Source organism: Micromonospora sp. KLBMP9576, from assembly GCF_050941805.1.
Classification (GTDB): Bacteria; Actinomycetota; Actinomycetes; order Mycobacteriales; family Micromonosporaceae; genus Micromonospora.
This window is the reverse complement of sequence record NZ_CP194567.1, coordinates 3,885,771-3,900,434: the sequence shown is the minus strand read 5'-3', so window position 1 is coordinate 3,900,434 and position 14,664 is coordinate 3,885,771. Positions and strand designations below refer to the sequence as shown.

14 protein-coding genes are annotated in these 14,664 nt (G+C 71.9%); 12 read left to right on the top strand and 2 right to left on the bottom strand.

Features of this window, described 5'->3' with window-relative positions; translation table 11 throughout:
* The first annotated feature begins 14 nt into the window (after positions 1-14).
* The 6 genes from ACQ452_RS17185 to ACQ452_RS17160 all read left to right on the top strand — a co-directional run bounded on the left by ACQ452_RS17185 (position 15) and on the right by ACQ452_RS17160 (position 5,613).
* Positions 15-1,448, top strand: a complete 1,434-nt coding sequence (locus ACQ452_RS17185; protein WP_433394193.1) for a lactate utilization protein B — start codon at positions 15-17, stop codon at positions 1,446-1,448.
* Positions 1,430-2,047 carry a LutC/YkgG family protein gene (locus ACQ452_RS17180; RefSeq protein ID WP_433385661.1) on the top strand — a complete coding sequence of 206 codons (618 nt, stop codon included), beginning with the start codon at positions 1,430-1,432 and terminating at the stop codon, positions 2,045-2,047. The genes ACQ452_RS17185 and ACQ452_RS17180 overlap by 19 nt, the downstream gene beginning before the upstream one ends.
* Before the next feature lie 212 nt (positions 2,048-2,259).
* Positions 2,260-3,078, top strand: a complete 819-nt coding sequence (locus ACQ452_RS17175) for a basic amino acid ABC transporter substrate-binding protein (protein ID WP_433385658.1) — start codon at positions 2,260-2,262, stop codon at positions 3,076-3,078.
* Between the two features lie 79 nt (positions 3,079-3,157).
* Complete coding sequence (locus ACQ452_RS17170) at positions 3,158-3,952, top strand: amino acid ABC transporter permease (protein ID WP_433385655.1); 795 nt, start codon at positions 3,158-3,160, stop codon at positions 3,950-3,952.
* A gap of 5 nt (positions 3,953-3,957) precedes the next feature.
* Positions 3,958-4,794, top strand: coding sequence for an amino acid ABC transporter ATP-binding protein (locus tag ACQ452_RS17165; protein WP_433385652.1), 837 nt, complete (start codon positions 3,958-3,960; stop codon positions 4,792-4,794).
* A gap of 102 nt (positions 4,795-4,896) precedes the next feature.
* The gene (locus ACQ452_RS17160) at positions 4,897-5,613 is read left to right on the top strand and encodes a hypothetical protein (RefSeq protein WP_433385649.1); all 717 of its coding nucleotides are present in this window, start codon (positions 4,897-4,899) and stop codon (positions 5,611-5,613) included.
* Between the two features lie 66 nt (positions 5,614-5,679).
* Here ACQ452_RS17160 and ACQ452_RS17155 read toward each other — a convergent pair whose 3' ends face one another.
* Together ACQ452_RS17155 and ACQ452_RS17150 are read right to left on the bottom strand one after the other, a co-directional pair.
* Positions 5,680-6,867 carry an ROK family protein gene (locus ACQ452_RS17155; protein WP_433385646.1) on the bottom strand — a complete coding sequence of 396 codons (1,188 nt, stop codon included), beginning with the start codon at positions 6,865-6,867 and terminating at the stop codon, positions 5,680-5,682.
* A 67-nt stretch (positions 6,868-6,934) separates the two neighbouring features.
* Positions 6,935-9,355: a family 20 glycosylhydrolase gene (locus ACQ452_RS17150; RefSeq protein ID WP_433385643.1), complete on the bottom strand. Its 2,421-nt coding sequence runs from the start codon at positions 9,353-9,355 to the stop codon at positions 6,935-6,937.
* 343 nt (positions 9,356-9,698) lie between these two features.
* Between ACQ452_RS17150 and ACQ452_RS17145 the strand changes: the two genes are divergently transcribed.
* The 6 genes from ACQ452_RS17145 to ACQ452_RS17120 are packed head-to-tail and all read left to right on the top strand — an operon-like array spanning position 9,699 to position 14,451.
* Positions 9,699-10,514, top strand: a complete 816-nt coding sequence (locus ACQ452_RS17145; RefSeq protein WP_433385640.1) for an ABC transporter permease — start codon at positions 9,699-9,701, stop codon at positions 10,512-10,514.
* Positions 10,511-11,293 carry an ABC transporter ATP-binding protein gene (locus tag ACQ452_RS17140; protein WP_433385637.1) on the top strand — a complete coding sequence of 261 codons (783 nt, stop codon included), beginning with the start codon at positions 10,511-10,513 and terminating at the stop codon, positions 11,291-11,293. The genes ACQ452_RS17145 and ACQ452_RS17140 overlap by 4 nt, the downstream gene beginning before the upstream one ends.
* Complete coding sequence (locus ACQ452_RS17135) at positions 11,290-12,294, top strand: aliphatic sulfonate ABC transporter substrate-binding protein (protein WP_433385634.1); 1,005 nt, start codon at positions 11,290-11,292, stop codon at positions 12,292-12,294. Before ACQ452_RS17140 ends, ACQ452_RS17135 begins: the two co-directional genes overlap by 4 nt.
* Before the next feature lie 29 nt (positions 12,295-12,323).
* On the top strand, positions 12,324-13,736 hold the full coding sequence (locus ACQ452_RS17130) for a sulfatase family protein (protein WP_433385631.1): 1,413 nt from the start codon (positions 12,324-12,326) through the stop codon (positions 13,734-13,736).
* Complete coding sequence (locus ACQ452_RS17125; RefSeq protein WP_433385628.1) at positions 13,733-14,131, top strand: YidH family protein; 399 nt, start codon at positions 13,733-13,735, stop codon at positions 14,129-14,131. Before ACQ452_RS17130 ends, ACQ452_RS17125 begins: the two co-directional genes overlap by 4 nt.
* Positions 14,131-14,451 (top strand): DUF202 domain-containing protein, encoded by a 321-nt coding sequence (locus tag ACQ452_RS17120; protein ID WP_433385625.1) that lies wholly within the window; start codon positions 14,131-14,133, stop codon positions 14,449-14,451. Before ACQ452_RS17125 ends, ACQ452_RS17120 begins: the two co-directional genes overlap by 1 nt.
* Positions 14,452-14,664: the final 213 nt, after the last annotated feature.

Here is a 14,664-nt window from a genome sequence, read left to right as displayed (position 1 = left end):
GTACCTTCCTCGGCATGCCCGCCACCGCGCCGCGCGGCGTCGGGCACCTGCGCGGCGACGAGCCCTTCCCCGTCGCGGCCCGGCGGGGCCTGGCCGACGCCCAACTGCGCCGCAACCTCGGCCACGCCACCGCCACCATCCGCGCCAAGTCGGCGGCGGTCATCGGAGAGGTCCCCGACTGGCAGGAGCTGCGTGAGGCCGGCCGGGCCATCAAGGCCGACACGATGGCCCGGCTGCCCGAGCTGCTCGTGCAACTGGAGGCGGCGGTCACCGCCGCCGGCGGCACCGTGCACTGGGCCACCGACGCCGTCGAGGCCAACCGGATCGTCACCGACCTGGTCCGGGCCACCGGCAGCGACCGGGTCATGAAGGTCAAGTCGATGGCCACCCAGGAGATCGGCCTCAACGAGGCGCTGACGGCGGCGGGCATCGAACCGGTGGAGACCGACCTCGCCGAGCTGATCGTCCAGCTCGGGCGGGACAAGCCCAGCCACATCCTGGTGCCCGCCATCCACCGCAACCGCGCGGAGATCCGCGAGATATTCCTGCGCGAGATGCCCGGCGTCGACCCGGCGCTGACCGACGAGCCGGCCGTCCTGGCCGCCGCCGCCCGCCGTCACCTGCGCCGCACGTTCCTCAGCACCCGCGTCGCGGTCTCCGGGGCGAACTTCGCGGTGGCCGAGACCGGCACCCTGGCGGTGGTGGAGTCCGAGGGCAACGGCCGGATGTGCCTCACCCTGCCCGACACCCTGATCACGGTGATGGGCGTCGAGAAGGTCATCCCCACCTGGGCGGACCTCGAGGTCTTCCTGCAACTGCTGCCCCGGGCCTCCACCGGCGAGCGGATGAACCCCTACACCTCCATGTGGACCGGGGTCACGCCCGGCGACGGGCCGCGGGACTTCCACCTGGTGCTGCTGGACAACGGTCGCAGCGCCGTGCTCGCCGACGAGGTCGGTCGGCAGGCGCTGCACTGCATCCGCTGCTCCGCCTGCCTCAACGTCTGCCCCGTCTACGAGCGCACCGGCGGGCACGCGTACGGCTCGGTCTATCCCGGCCCGATCGGTGCCGTGCTGTCACCGCAGCTGACCGGCGTGGCGGACAACGCCTCGCTGCCCTTCGCCTCCTCGCTCTGCGGCGCGTGCTTCGACGCCTGCCCGGTGCTGATCGACATCCCGTCGATCCTGGTGCACCTGCGCGCCCGGGAGGTGGCGGCGTACCGCAGCGAACACCGGCTGCCGAGCGCCGAAGCGGTCGCCATGGCCGCCGCCGCGTACACCATGGACCACCGGCCGTTGTACGAGGCCGCGCAGCGCGCCTCGCGGGCCGCCCGCCTCGCCGGCAGGCGCGGCGGCGGACTTCCCCCGCCGCTGTCCGGCTGGACGGTCGGGCGCGACCTGCCGCAGCCGCCGCCGCAGACCTTCCGGGAATGGTGGGCGCGACGGTGACCTCCCGCGACGTGGTCCTCGGGCGCCTGCGCGCCGCTCTCGGCCCCGCCCCGGCCGCCCCCGCCGAGGTGGCGCGCGACTACCGTCCGGCCGGCGGCGGCGTCGACCTCGACGTGCTGGTGCGCCGGCTCACCGACTACCGGGCCACGGTGCACCGGTGCGCCGACGCCGAGGTGGCGCGGGTCGTCGACACGATCCTCGGCGGCCGGCGGGTCGTGGTCCCGCCGGGGCTGCCCCGGCACTGGCTGCCCGGGACCGTGGCGGCGCTCACCGACGACGACCTGCCGAGGCAGCAGCTCGCCGCGGTCGACGGGGTGGTCACCGCGGCGGCGGTGGCCGTCGTCGAGACCGGGACCGTCATCCTCGACGCGGGCGCGGACCAGGGGCGGCGGGTCATCACGCTCCTGCCCGACGTGCACGTGTGCGTGCTGCGTACCGACCAGGTCGTCGCCGGGGTTCCGGACGCCCTCGCGCGACTCGCCCCGGGCCGCCCGCTCACCTGGATCAGTGGCCCGTCCGCCACCAGCGACATCGAACTCGACCGGGTCGAGGGCGTGCACGGCCCACGGCACCTGCACGTGGTGCTCGTGCCCCGGTGAACCGCCGCGCGGGCGTCGGATCGAACCTCGCCGCTGCCGGGCGTCGGGGGAGCACCGGGTGGCCGACGGCGGCGGCTACCAAACAGGTCACGACGGCTTGACGTGATCTAGTTACTGACCTTCCGATCAGGTAGCGTCCCGTGTCACACCGTCTTCGCACCAATCCTGGCTGCCCACCACGACGGGGGGCGCCGAACCGGAGGGACACAGCCGTGAGGTTCCACAGCGCAGCCCGCAGGGCCGGCCTCATCGTGGCGATCACCGCCCTGTCGCTGAGCGCCGGATGCGCCAAGAAGGATGAGGGCGAGGTCCAGACGAGCGGGGTCAAGCTGGTCCAGGCGGGCAAGCTGACCGTCTGCACCCACCTGCCGTACCCGCCGTTCCAGTCGAAGGACGCCAGCGGCAAGGTGGTCGGGTTCGACGTCGACCTGATGGACCTGGTCGCCAAGGAACTGGGCGTCGAGCAGACGATCGTCGACACGCCGTTCGAGGGGATCAAGTCGGGCCAGGACCTCAACACGGGTAAGTGCGACGCGGCCGCCGCGGGCATGACGATCACCGAGGAACGGCAGAAGGTGATGGACTTCTCCGATCCCTACTTCGACGCCACGCAGGCGATGCTGGTCAAGACCGGCAAGCCCTACAAGTCGCTCGACGACCTCAAGGGCAAGAAGCTCGGCGTCCAGGCGGCTACCACGGGCCGTGACTACGCCCGCAAGTTCGAGAAGGAGAAGGGCCTCCAGCTCGTCGAGTTCGAGGACCTGGCCGCCCTTCAGCAGGCCGTCTCCAACGGCCAGGTGGAGGCCGCCATCAACGACCTGCCGGTCTGGACCGAATACCTCAAGGAGAACCCGGGCGGCTTCGTGGTCGCGGCCGAGTTCGACACCGGCGAGCAGTACGGGTTCTCGGTGAAGAAGGACGGCAACCCGGAGCTGCTGAAGAAGGCCAACGAGGCGCTGACCAAGGCCAAGCAGGACGGCACGTACGACACGATCTACGAGAAGTGGATCGGTAAGCGGCCGGCCGCGTGATTCACGGCGTATGACCGGAGGGCGCGCGCCGTGCGCCCTCCGGGTTGGCAACCTCGTGTAGCAAGGAGCACCGAACCCCGTGAAGCTGCGACGCCGCCAGCGAGAGCGGCTGTCCCTCTGGCTCCAGTACCTGGCCTTCATCGCCGTCATCGCGGTGGCGATCTACGCCGCGGACTGGGGCAGGCTGAGGGCGGCGTTCCTCCGCGTCGACATCATCGAGTCGATGTTCCCGACGATCATCACGGTCGCGCTGCGTAACACGGTGCTCTACACGCTGGGCGCCTTCGCCTTCGGCCTCGTCTTCGGCACCATCCTGGCGCTGATGCGGCTGTCCCGGGTGGCGCCGTACCGCTGGGTGGCGACGGCGTACATCGAGTTGTTCCGGGGCCTGCCCGCGCTGCTGGTGCTCTTCCTCGTCGGCTACGGCATCCCCATCGCCTTCCCGGAGCGGGAGATCCCGGGCGGCGTGTTCGGTTCGATCGCGATCGGTCTGGGGCTGACCGCCGCCGCCTACATGGCCGAGACCATCCGCGCCGGGATCCAGGCCGTGCCGAAGGGACAGCTCGAGGCGGCCCGCACGCTGGGCATGTCGCATTTCACGGCGATGCGCACCATCGTCATCCCGCAGGCGTTCCGGATCGTCATCCCGCCGCTGACGAACGAACTCATCCTGCTCACCAAGGACTCGTCGCTCGCCTACGTGCTCGGCGTGACGGCACAGACCATCGAGATCACGAAGTTCGGCCGGGACATGCTCAACGACCGGGTCAACGCCACCCCGCTGCTGGTGGCCGGCCTCGCCTACCTGGTCATCACGCTGCCCCTGTCCCAGGTGGTACGACGCCTCGAACTCCGCTACGCCAAGGCCCGGTGACCCAGATGAGCACGCCACCCCGACCCGCCGTCGAGATCCGCGACCTGCACAAGTCGTTCGGTCCGCTCGAAGTGCTCAGGGGCATCGACTTCGAGGTCGGCCACGGCGAGGTGGTCTGCGTGATCGGCCCGTCCGGGTCCGGCAAGTCCACGCTGCTGCGCTGCGTCAACCTGCTGGAGGAGCCGACCGCCGGCAGGATCTGGGTGGACGGCATCGAGATGACCGACCCGGACGTGGAGATCGACTCCGTACGGCGCGGTATCGGCATGGTCTTCCAGTCGTTCAACCTCTTCCCGCACCTGACCGTGCTGGACAACCTCACCATCGCCCAGCGTCGGGTGCTGCGCCGTGGCCGGGGCGAGGCGGAGCGGATCGCGCGCGACAACCTGGAGCGGGTCGGCCTGACCGACAAGGCCGCGGCGTTTCCCGCGCAGCTCTCCGGGGGGCAGCAGCAGCGGGCGGCGATCGCCCGGTCGCTGTCGATGGAGCCCAAGCTGATGCTCTTCGACGAGCCCACCTCCGCCCTCGACCCGGAGCTGGTCGGCGACGTCCTCACGGTCATGCGCAAACTGGCCGAGGACGGCATGACGATGATGGTGGTCACCCACGAGATGGCGTTCGCGCGGGACGTGGCCGACCGGGTCGTGTTCATGGACGGCGGCGTGGTGGTCGAGCAGGGCCCGCCGCAGGAGGTGCTCGGCGACCCGCAGCACGAGCGCACCCGCTCGTTCCTCTCCAGGGTGCTCGACCCGACCCATGTCGCGCAGCTCGGGCAGCCGGGCGAGCCCGCGCGGCCACCGGAGCCGCAGCGGTTGCCGGTCGACGACCGTCACCAGCTCTGACCCGGTCCGGTAGGGACGCCGCGCACGCACCGCACCACGGACCTGGTCCGTCGCGGGCTCGGCTAGCATGGCGGAGATCTGTGGCGGCTGAGACGAGGCGACATGCGGTGGCTCCAGCGGGTGCTGGGTAGGAAGCAGACCCAGCAGCAGGATCCGGGCCGGCAGGACGCGCTGCTCCACGACGTCCGGCACAGCTTCGGCACGGGCGCGCGGGCCGGCATCCCCGACCAGGTGGAGGCCGCCACGCGGCTGTTGGACAGCGACGACGGCCTGGTCGTGGCGGCGAGAATCGTTCACCAGTTCGCCGACGAGGCACACGCGGAACTCCTCGCCCAGGCGTTCGACCTCTACCAGCGCACCGGCGTCCGGGTCGTCGTCGACCGCCGGCACTATCGGCCTTCGTGGGAGTCGGCCGGGTCGGCGCTGCGCTGGCCGCTGTTCGCGTTGCCCTGCGGTTTCCACCCGTACGCGCAGGTGGCCGCCGCGGTCTCGGTGGTCGGCCTCCGGGCGTCCCGGTTCGTGCGGGTCACCGACCCGCGCCCGTTGCTGGCCCATGTGTTCGAGCTGCTCGACCTCACCGCCGTCGGCTGGCAGTTCGGTGGTGTCCGGGTGGACACCGACGCCGCGCTCCTGGCCGGCCGGCTGATCTCGACCGCCCGGGAGGTCCGCGTGGCCATGGAGGACCCGCCTCCGCTGCCGCCGTCGGCCCGGGACCTGATGCGGCGCAACAACACCCTCGACGTGCACGACCCCGGCAGCGGCCGGGTGGTCGGCGCGATCAACCTGGGCGCGGAGATGAGACCGGCCCTGTTGATCTGAGCGCAGGGCGGTCGGGCGCCTGCTCACGCTCCCCGCCCCCGGTGTCGGTAGCCGGGGAGGGAGGTCCTACGTGGTGGGCAGGGCCGCCAAGGGCTCGGCCACGTTGAGCCGCAGGGCGGCCGCGACGGCACCCAGGGCGCCGCCCTCGTCGCCGAACTGGGCCGTCACGACGTCCAGGAGACGCGGGTGGCGGGGGATCGCCAACTGGCCGATCGCCGCCCGCACCGGATCGAGGACCGTTTCGCCGGCATGGGCGAGGACGCCGCCGATGGCCACCTTGCCCGGGTCCAACTGCACCACCATCCCGGACAGGACCCGGCCGAGCAGCGTGGCGGCGTGCCGCACCACGGCCTCGACGGTCGGCTCCCCGGCGCGTGCCCGGGCCACCAGGTCGGACGGGTCCACGACGGTGACGCCACGGCGGGCGCACTGCTCGATGAGGGCCGAGGGGCGGATCAGCAGCTCGAGGCAGCCCCGACCGCCGCACGGGCAGGGGTCGCCGTCGGGTTCGACGCTGACGTGCCCGATCTCGCCGGCGGCGCCGTGCGCGCCGCGCGCGAGCCGGCCGTCGACGATGAGCCCGCCACCCACGCCGTCGCTCCAGCGGACGTAGATGGCGTCCCGCACGTCGCGGGTCGAGCCCCAGGTGCCTTCGGCCAGCGCGGCCAGGCGTGAGTTGTTGTCGGTGACGACGGCGACGCCGTACCGGTCCTGGATCCGGGTGCTGACCTGCTTCGCGGCCACCGAGGGGCTGCCGCCGGCCGGACCGCCCCGGCCGGCCACCAGGCCGGGCAGGCCGAGGCCGATCGCCTCCAGCGCGCGCAGGTCGATGTCGTGCTCGTGCACGAGGTCGTCGATCAGCTTGATCGCGGCGTTGGCGCGCCGGATTGGACCCGCGCTCAGCGTGACCGCGCGGCTGCCGCGGGCCAGGATGTCGTGGCTCAGGGTGGCGACGATGACGGTGATCGTCGCTCGGCCGAGGTCGATGCCGATGATCCGGCCGGCGGACGGGTTGAGGCTGACGGTGGTGGAGGGCCGCCCCCGGCCACGGTGGCCGGAGAGCGCCGGCTCGCGCTCGACCACCACACCGCGGGCGATGAGATCGCCGATGATGTCGAACAGCGTGGTGCGCGACAGCCCGGTGAGCCGGATCAGCTCGGCCCGGCTGAGCGGGCCGGCGCTGCGGAGCTGGGCCAGCAGGGCCTCGGTGTGCGCGAGCCGCACGCGTTGCATGGCATCCGGGCGTTCGATCACCGCACCATCATGACCGATCCCCGCCTTCCTGCCGCGTCGCGGCACGACGTACGGCGCCGGCCCGCGGTCAGGCGGCGCGGACGGTGACGGTCAGCGGTGCCTCGACCGGGGGCAGCCCGGCCGAGCGCACCGAGAGCGTCCCGGTGTACGTGCCCGGCGTGCCGAACGTGCGCCGGGACAGCACGGTGAACGCGCTGTTGACCCGCATCGCCGGGATGCTCGGCTCGTGGGTGGCGGTCGGCGTCAGCGTCTCCACCCGCCCGTCACTCCAGGTGACCGTGGCGGTCAGGTCGGCGGAACCGGCCCCGGGGGCGGTGACCGTCCAGGCGGCGCCGGCCGGTGCGCCGACGGTGGCGGTGGCCGACCGGCCGATCGCCTGCCGACGCCACGCCACGTCGGCGGTGGGGAAGAAGTTGACGCCCTGCAGCGTCAACCGGCCCCCGGCCACCGACAGGCGCGTGGTGAAGTCGGCGTAGTCCCGCTGCGCCTGCGGCGTCCAGCCCACCTCGGCGGTGGCGATCAGGCGCGGAAGGCTGTAGTACTGCGCCTGGCCGAGGCGGCGGATGAACTCGCCCCAGAGCGCCGATTCGACGCCGAGCACGCTGGTCTCGGCGATGTGGGGGATGAAGGTGCCAGGGTCCCAGTTGTAGTGCCGGTCCAGCCCGCAGGGCCCGCCGCAGGCCCAGGTGCCGCCGAGCGGCTGGCGGGAGTCCTGCTTCTGCGGCACGTACGTGTGGGAGGCGGGGGAGAGGACGACCTTGGCGCCGCGCCCGGTCACCGCGTTGGCCACCGCGGTGCGGTCGCCGTTCCAGTACTGCACCACGGCCCTGTCCTGTGGCAGGGCGGTGCCGGCGTACTCGTTCCAGCCGACCACGGTCTTGCCGAGCGAGGCGACCGTGGCGTTGAAGGCGTCGACCATCGTGGTGTAGTTCGCGTGGCTGGTGACATGGGCCTCGTCGCCGCCGATGTGCAGGTAGGGGCCGGGGGTCATGGCGGCGATCTGGGTCAGGACCTGCGTGACGAACTCGTACGTCGCCGGGCTGGCGGCGTCGAGCGTGGAGTAGCCGACGTTGCCGGTGCCGTTGGCCGGGGCGGTGCGCGCTCCGGCCGTCGGCTTCGGCGCGGCACCGGCGGTGTTCAACTGGGGGATGGCGTGCAGCGCCGCGTTTGTGTGCCCCGGCATGTCGATCTCCGGCACGACCGTCATGCCGTTCAGGCCGGCGTAGCGCACGATCTCGGCGTAGTCGGCCTTGGTGTAGAAGCCGGTGACGCCCAGTTCGGTGCCCATCAGTTGGCCGTTGTCGTCGTAGGTCATGGCGGTGCGTCCGCTGACCGAGGTGAGCAGGCCGTAGTCGATGCCCGCCGGGTTGTCCGCCGGGTTGTCGAGGGCGATCCGCCAGCCCTGGTCGTCGGTCAGGTGCAGGTGCAGGCGATTGATCTTGTACTGTGCCGCGGCGTCGATGTACGCCTTGACCTCGTGCACGGGGTAGAAGCTGCGGGCGACGTCGAGCATCATCCCGCGGTGGGCGAAGCGTGGGTGGTCGGAGACGGTCACCGCCGGCACTGTCCACGCGGCGTCGACGACGGTGTCGGATTCCACCCACTGGGGGAGGAGCTGCCGCAGTGTCTGCACCCCGTTGAGGGCCCCGTTCGCCGTGTCGGCGCTGATCTGGATCTTCGCGGTGGTGACGACCAGCCGGTACCCCTCGGCGGCCTGTCCGGCGGGTCCCTTGCCGGCGCCGACCTCGACGACGATGGGCGCGGGCGCGGAGCTGCTGGTCAGCACCGGCAGCGCGTACCCGGTGGCCGGCCGTAGCAGGCCGGCGAGGTAGGTCGCGGGCGCGGTCGCCTGCGGCCCGACCGTGACGACGGGCGTGTTCCGGTTCAGGGTGTACGGCGTGCCGCCGGTCTCCGTCAGCGACACCGGTCTGGGCAGTAGGCCCCGCGAGGGCGCGGGTGCCGGCGCGTTCCAGATCTCGAACTCGGAGATCGAGTAGCCGTAGGTCGCCCACCGTTGGTGCCCCTGCATGCGTACGTGGGACACCGGCTGCGCCGAGTTCACGGCGATGACGTCGGTACGGGGGCAGGTGTCGCGCTGGACGCGGGCGACGTCGGTCCAGGTGGTGCCGTTGGCGGAGGTCTGCAGGGTGAAGTCACGGGCGCACGCGTTGGGCCAGGCGAGCACGACGTGGTCGACCGTGGCGGGGGTCGCCAGCCGCACCTGCACCCAGTTGTCGTCCTGGTACTTCGACGACCATCGGGTGCCGCGGTCACCGTCGTTGACCCGCGCGGCGACGAAGTCGGCCCGATCGAGTTCCACGCTCGACGCGGTGGCGGTGCCGGTGCGGGCCAGGTTCACCGGCGCGGTTGCGGCGGCGGCCGGGGCGCGGGAGGGGACGGGGGCGACGAGCGTCGCGGCGATCAGCACGGCGACGTGCGCCGCGACGGTCCGGCGTTTCGATCGGGGGCGGGAGCGCGGAACCGGCATGGGACTCCTTCGTCCGTCGCCCGGTTCGCCGGGGCGACTGGGTTGCTCGATACGCCGCAGTCTGGCCGCGCCCTCCAATGCCGTCAATGGGTCGCACAAAAATTGCCGGGCCGGCGCCCGTGGGGCGGGGCGTTGTCCGCCCCGCCCCGGCTCGTAGGCTGTCGGAGTCGAGAGGTCCGACGTCTTACGAGCGCACTGCGACGACGGGGCAGTTCGGCTGGCTCGGCAAATTTAGTCCGAAGGGTTGACATGAATGGCCGGGTGCCGAAAGATTCCCTTACCTTGAGCGCCGCCTGCCGGGAAAGGGAGGCGCCCTATCCGACCTGGGCTACGGAGGGCCACCGTGCCGATAGACGTTCAGCCACCCCGGACCCGCGGGCCGGAAACCACCCGCGCGGCGTCGCCGCCGCGCCGCCACGTACCGCTGCCGGTGTGGAACGTGCTCGCCGTCGTGTTCGGCCTCGGCATCTGGACGGTGCTCGCCCGGGTCGGCGTCTCGGGCCTGCCCGGGCCGCAGGCGGTGGCCGTCCGCTTCGGTGAACTCGCGGCGGACGGCACCCTGCTCGACGACAGCCTCGCCAGCCTGCGCCGGGTGCTCATCGGATTCGCGCTCGGCAGCGCCCTCGCGGTGCCGGTCGGCTTCCTGATGGGCTGGTACCGCACGGCACGCGGCCTGATCGAGCCCTACGTGCAGTTCTTCCGCACGATTCCGCCCCTGGCCGTCATCCCGCTGGCCATCCTGCTCATGGGCATCGGGGAGACCCCGAAGATCTTCGTCATCTTCCTGGCCGCGTTCCTGTCCTGCGTCGTGTCGACGTTCCAGGGCGTGGTGAGCGTCGACTCCACGATGATCAACGCCGCCCGGGTGCTCGGCGCCAACGACGCCGTGGTGTTCCGCCGGGTCGTCGTCCCCGCCTCCACCCCGTTCATCCTGGTCGGCATGCGCGTCGGCCTCGGCGCGGCGTGGGCGACCCTGGTCGCGGCCGAGCTGATCGCCGCGCAGGAGGGCCTCGGCTACCGGATGCAGCAGGCACAGATCTACTACGACCTGCCGAGCATCTTCGTCGGCCTGATCACCATCGGCGTGCTCGGCCTGATCATGGACCGGCTGCTGCTCGCCACGGAGAAGCGCCTCACCGGATGGCAGGAACGCCGATGACCGAGAAGATCTCCTTCCGCTCGATCAGCCGCACCTTCGAGGTGGGCGGCAAGCCGTTCCACGCGCTGGAGAGCGTCGACCTGGACATCGCCGACCGCGAGTTCGTCACCGTGGTCGGGCCGTCCGGGTGCGGCAAGTCGACCCTGATGAACATCGCGGCCGGCCTGGTCGAACCCACCGGCGGTGAGGTGCTCGTCGACTCGCGGCCAGTACACGGGCCCAGCCCGGAGCGCGGCGTCATCTTCCAGCAGTACGCGCTCTTCCCCTGGCTGACCGTGCGCCAGAACGTCGAGTTCGGCCTCCGGATCGCCAAGGTCAACCGGGCCGAGCGGCGCCGCCGGGCACAGCACTTCATCGACCTGGTGGGCCTCACCGACTTCGCCGACGCGCTGCCCCGGATGCTCTCCGGCGGAATGCGGCAGCGCTGCGCGATCGCCCGCGCCTACGCCGTCGACCCGGGCATCCTGCTGATGGACGAACCCTTCGGCGCGCTCGACGCCCTCACCCGGGTGCAGTTGCAGGATCAACTGCTGGCCACCTGGGGCTCCGAGAAACGCACGGTCATGTTCATCACCCACGACGTCGACGAGGCGGTCTACCTCGCCAACCGCGTCGTCGTCATGGCGGCCAGGCCCGGCCGGGTGTACGAGGTCATCGACGTCGACCTGCCGTACCCGCGTACCGAGGCCGTCCGCCTCTCGCCGGAATTCTCCCAGATCCGCAACCGGGTCTGGCGCGCCGTCTACCACCAGACCTCTCCGGAAGGTGCATCGCTGTGAGCCCTCTGTCCCGTCGTACCCTGCTGGCCGGCCTCGTCGGCCTCGGCACCACCGCCGCGCTCACCGCCTGCGGCGACGACGAGCAGTCCGGAGCCGGCGGCTCCGGCGGCGGCGAAGCGGTGAAGCTGGGCTACATCGCCGACTTCACCGGCGCCAGCCTCATGGCGATCGCCGAGGACAAGAAGCTGTGGGCCCAGCACGGCCTGAAGCCGGACCTGAAGGTCTTCACCAACGGGCCCCTGCAGGTGCAGGCGCTCGGCGCCGGCGACCTCGACTTCGGCTACCTGGGTCCGGGCGCGATGTGGCTGCCCGCCTCCGGCAAGGCCCGGGTCATCGCCATCAACTCGCTCGGTTTCGCCGACCGGGTCATCGCGCAGCCGGGCATCACCTCCATCGCGGCGCTCAAGGGCAAGAAGGTCGGGGTGCCGGAGGGCACCTCCGGCGACATGATGGTGCGGCTGGCCCTGCGCCGCGCCGGGCTCTCCATCGATGACGTCCAGAAGGTCGCGATGGACGCCAGCACCGTGGTGACCGCGTTCGGTTCCGGTCAGATCGACGCGGCCGGCATCTGGTACCCGCTGATCGGCACCATCAAGAAGCGGGTGCCGGACCTGGCGGAGCTGGCCAGGAACGAGGACTTCTACCCGGACATCAGCTTCCCGTCCGCCTACGTCGGGCGCAGCGACGTGGTGACCGGCAAGCCGGACCTGGTGAAGAAGGTGCTGGCGGTGCTGCGGGCCGCCAACGACGAGCGGGCGGCCGACGTCGACCGGACGGTCGAGGTCACCGCGAAGTTCCTCAAGTCGGCGCCGGTCGACCAACTGCGCGCCGAGGCCACCAACGCCCGGTTCCTGCCGTCCGCCGAGCTCGCCGCCAAGTCCACCGACGGTACGGTCGCGGGCTGGCTGACCGGCCTGAACACCCTGTTCAAGGACCTCGGAAAGCTGCCGGACGTGGTCGATCCGAGCACCTACTACGACGCCGCCGCGTACGCGTCCTGAGCACCAGCCGTTCGAGAGAGGACCAACCCGTGCGGCCCAACATCGTCTTCATCATGGCCGACGACCACGCCGCGCACGCGGTGGGCGCCTACGGCAGCAAGATCAACGAGACGCCCCACATCGACCGCATCGCGGCCGGTGGCGCCCTGCTGGAGAACTGCTTCTGCACCAACTCGCTGTGCGCGCCCAGCCGGGCCACCATCCTGACCGGCACCTACAACCACGTCAACGGCGTGCAGACGTTGTCGACCGAGTTCGACAACCGGCAGCTCGTCTTCCCGGAACTGCTGCGCCGCGCGGGCTACCAGACGGCCCTGGTCGGCAAGTGGCACCTCGGGCACGGCCGGGCGCACGACCCCCGGGGCTTCGACTACTGGGAGGTCGTGCCCGGCCAGGGCCGCTACCGCGATCCCGTCTTCATCGGCATGGACGGCGCCGAGCGGGTCCGCCCGGGCTACTGCACCGACATCATCACCGACCTGGCCGTCGACTGGCTCGACCAGCGGGACCCGCAGCGCCCCTTCTGCCTGCTGGTCCACCACAAGGCACCGCACCGCAACTGGGAACCCGACGACAAGCACCGCGACATGTACGTCGACGACGTACCCGTGCCGGGCTCCTTCGACGACGACCACAGCGGGCACGCCGCCGCCGCCCGCGCCGCCCGGATGCGGGTGGACCGGGACCTGACCGCCGACGACATCAAGCAGATGCTGCCGCCGGACCTGGATCCCGACGAGGCGGCGCTCTGGACCTACCAGCGCTACATCAAGGACTACCTGCGCTGTGTCGCCAGCGTCGACGACAACGTCGGCCGCCTGCTCGACTACCTCGACGAGCACGGGCTGACCGACGACACCATCGTCGTGTACACGTCCGACCAGGGCTTCTTCCTCGGTGACCACGGCTGGTACGACAAGCGGTTCATGTACGAGGAGTCGCTGCGCATGCCGTTCCTGATCCGCTACCCGGCGGAGATCCCGGCCGGCCGCACCGCCGACGCGCTCGCCATGAACGTCGACTTCGCCCAGACGTTCCTCGACTACGCCGGTGTGCCGGCCGACCCGCGGATGCAGGGGCGCTCGCTGCGCCCGCTGCTGCGCGGCGAGGACGTCGGCGACTGGCGGCAGTCGGTGTACTACCGCTACTGGGAACACGACGACGACGAACACCACGTGTGGGCGCACTACGGCGTACGCACCCACGAGCACAAGCTGGTCTACTACTACGCCGACGGGCTCGGACTGCCCGGCACCTCCGCCACCGCGCAGGAGCCGGAGTGGGAGCTGTTCGACCTGCGCGCCGACCCGTGGGAGATGCGCAGCGTCTACGACGACCCGGCGTACGCGGGGGTCCGGGCGGCGCTCACCGAGGAACTCGCCCGGGTCCAGCGGGAATGCGGCGACGCCCCGTGGCAGCCCGCGACGCCGGTCTCCGGATGACGGACGGGCCACGGTCGGCGGCGGCCGGCGGCGACGAACGGCCGGGGCCGGCCGACCGCCGCTGGCCGCGCCGGGTCTACGGGGTGGGCACGGAACCGGACCCGAGGTTCAGCCTCGCCAACGAACGCACCTTCCTCGCGTGGCTGCGGACCGCGCTGGGCCTCATGGTGGCCGCCGCGGCGGTCAGGGCCTTCGGTGCGGACGGCTCGCGGTGGACGGCGGTCGTGCTGGCGGTGCTCGCCGTCGGGGTGGCCGTCGAGGCGTTCCCCCGCTGGGCCCGTAACGAGCGGGCCCTGCGCCTGCAACAGCCGTTGCCGTCCACCCCCGTCGCGGTCGTGTCGGCGGCGGGGGTGGTCGCGGCCGGCGTGACGATCGCCGTCGTGGTGCTGATCTGATGGCCGTGCCGCAGCCCGCCGACCGGGGCGCGCAGGCCGAACGCACCCTGCTCGCCTGGCTGCGTACCGCGCTGGCGACGGCGACCGTGCTGGTCGCCGTCGGTCGTGAGCTGGTGGCGCATCATCCGGTCGCGGCGGGCCTCGTGCTGGCCTGCACCCCGGTGGCCGCCGTGGTGGCGGCGCTGGCCCGACGCCGGTACCGCGCCGTCCGGCTGGACAACCACCTCGGCCACTGCGGGGGCGCCGGGCTGCTGGCCGCCGGCGGCGCGCTGGTCGTGGCGGGCGGCGCGGCGGTCCTCGCCTACGTTCTCACCGGCTAGCTAGCGGTCGCGCGCCCCGACCGGCGGCGCCGCAGCCGAAGGCCCTGGTGCCCGGCGGCGCCGCCGGGCCGGTGAGTCGGCCACGACATCAGCTCGAAAGCGTCGCGTGGGCGTCGCCTCCGCCGGCCCGGCGCCAATTCGGGTGGACTGAGGGCTTTCGCCGGGAACCCGCGCCAGTTCGTGGTAATACTTGATTGATTCCAGAACAGTGGT

What these genes read in the sequence shown, in the direction of transcription:
- ACQ452_RS17185 (WP_433394193.1), top strand. Translation starts at nt 15, where the DNA reads ATGCCCGCCACCGCGCCGCGCGGCGTCGGGCACCTGCGCGGCGACGAG.
- ACQ452_RS17180 (WP_433385661.1), top strand. Translation starts at nt 1,430, where the DNA reads ATGGTGGGCGCGACGGTGACCTCCCGCGACGTGGTCCTCGGGCGCCTG.
- ACQ452_RS17165 (WP_433385652.1), top strand. Translation starts at nt 3,958, where the DNA reads ATGAGCACGCCACCCCGACCCGCCGTCGAGATCCGCGACCTGCACAAG.
- ACQ452_RS17160 (WP_433385649.1), top strand. Translation starts at nt 4,897, where the DNA reads ATGCGGTGGCTCCAGCGGGTGCTGGGTAGGAAGCAGACCCAGCAGCAG.
- ACQ452_RS17150 (WP_433385643.1), bottom strand. Translation starts at nt 9,355, where the DNA reads ATGCCGGTTCCGCGCTCCCGCCCCCGATCGAAACGCCGGACCGTCGCG.
- ACQ452_RS17140 (WP_433385637.1), top strand. Translation starts at nt 10,511, where the DNA reads ATGACCGAGAAGATCTCCTTCCGCTCGATCAGCCGCACCTTCGAGGTG.
- ACQ452_RS17125 (WP_433385628.1), top strand. Translation starts at nt 13,733, where the DNA reads ATGACGGACGGGCCACGGTCGGCGGCGGCCGGCGGCGACGAACGGCCG.
- ACQ452_RS17120 (WP_433385625.1), top strand. Translation starts at nt 14,131, where the DNA reads ATGGCCGTGCCGCAGCCCGCCGACCGGGGCGCGCAGGCCGAACGCACC.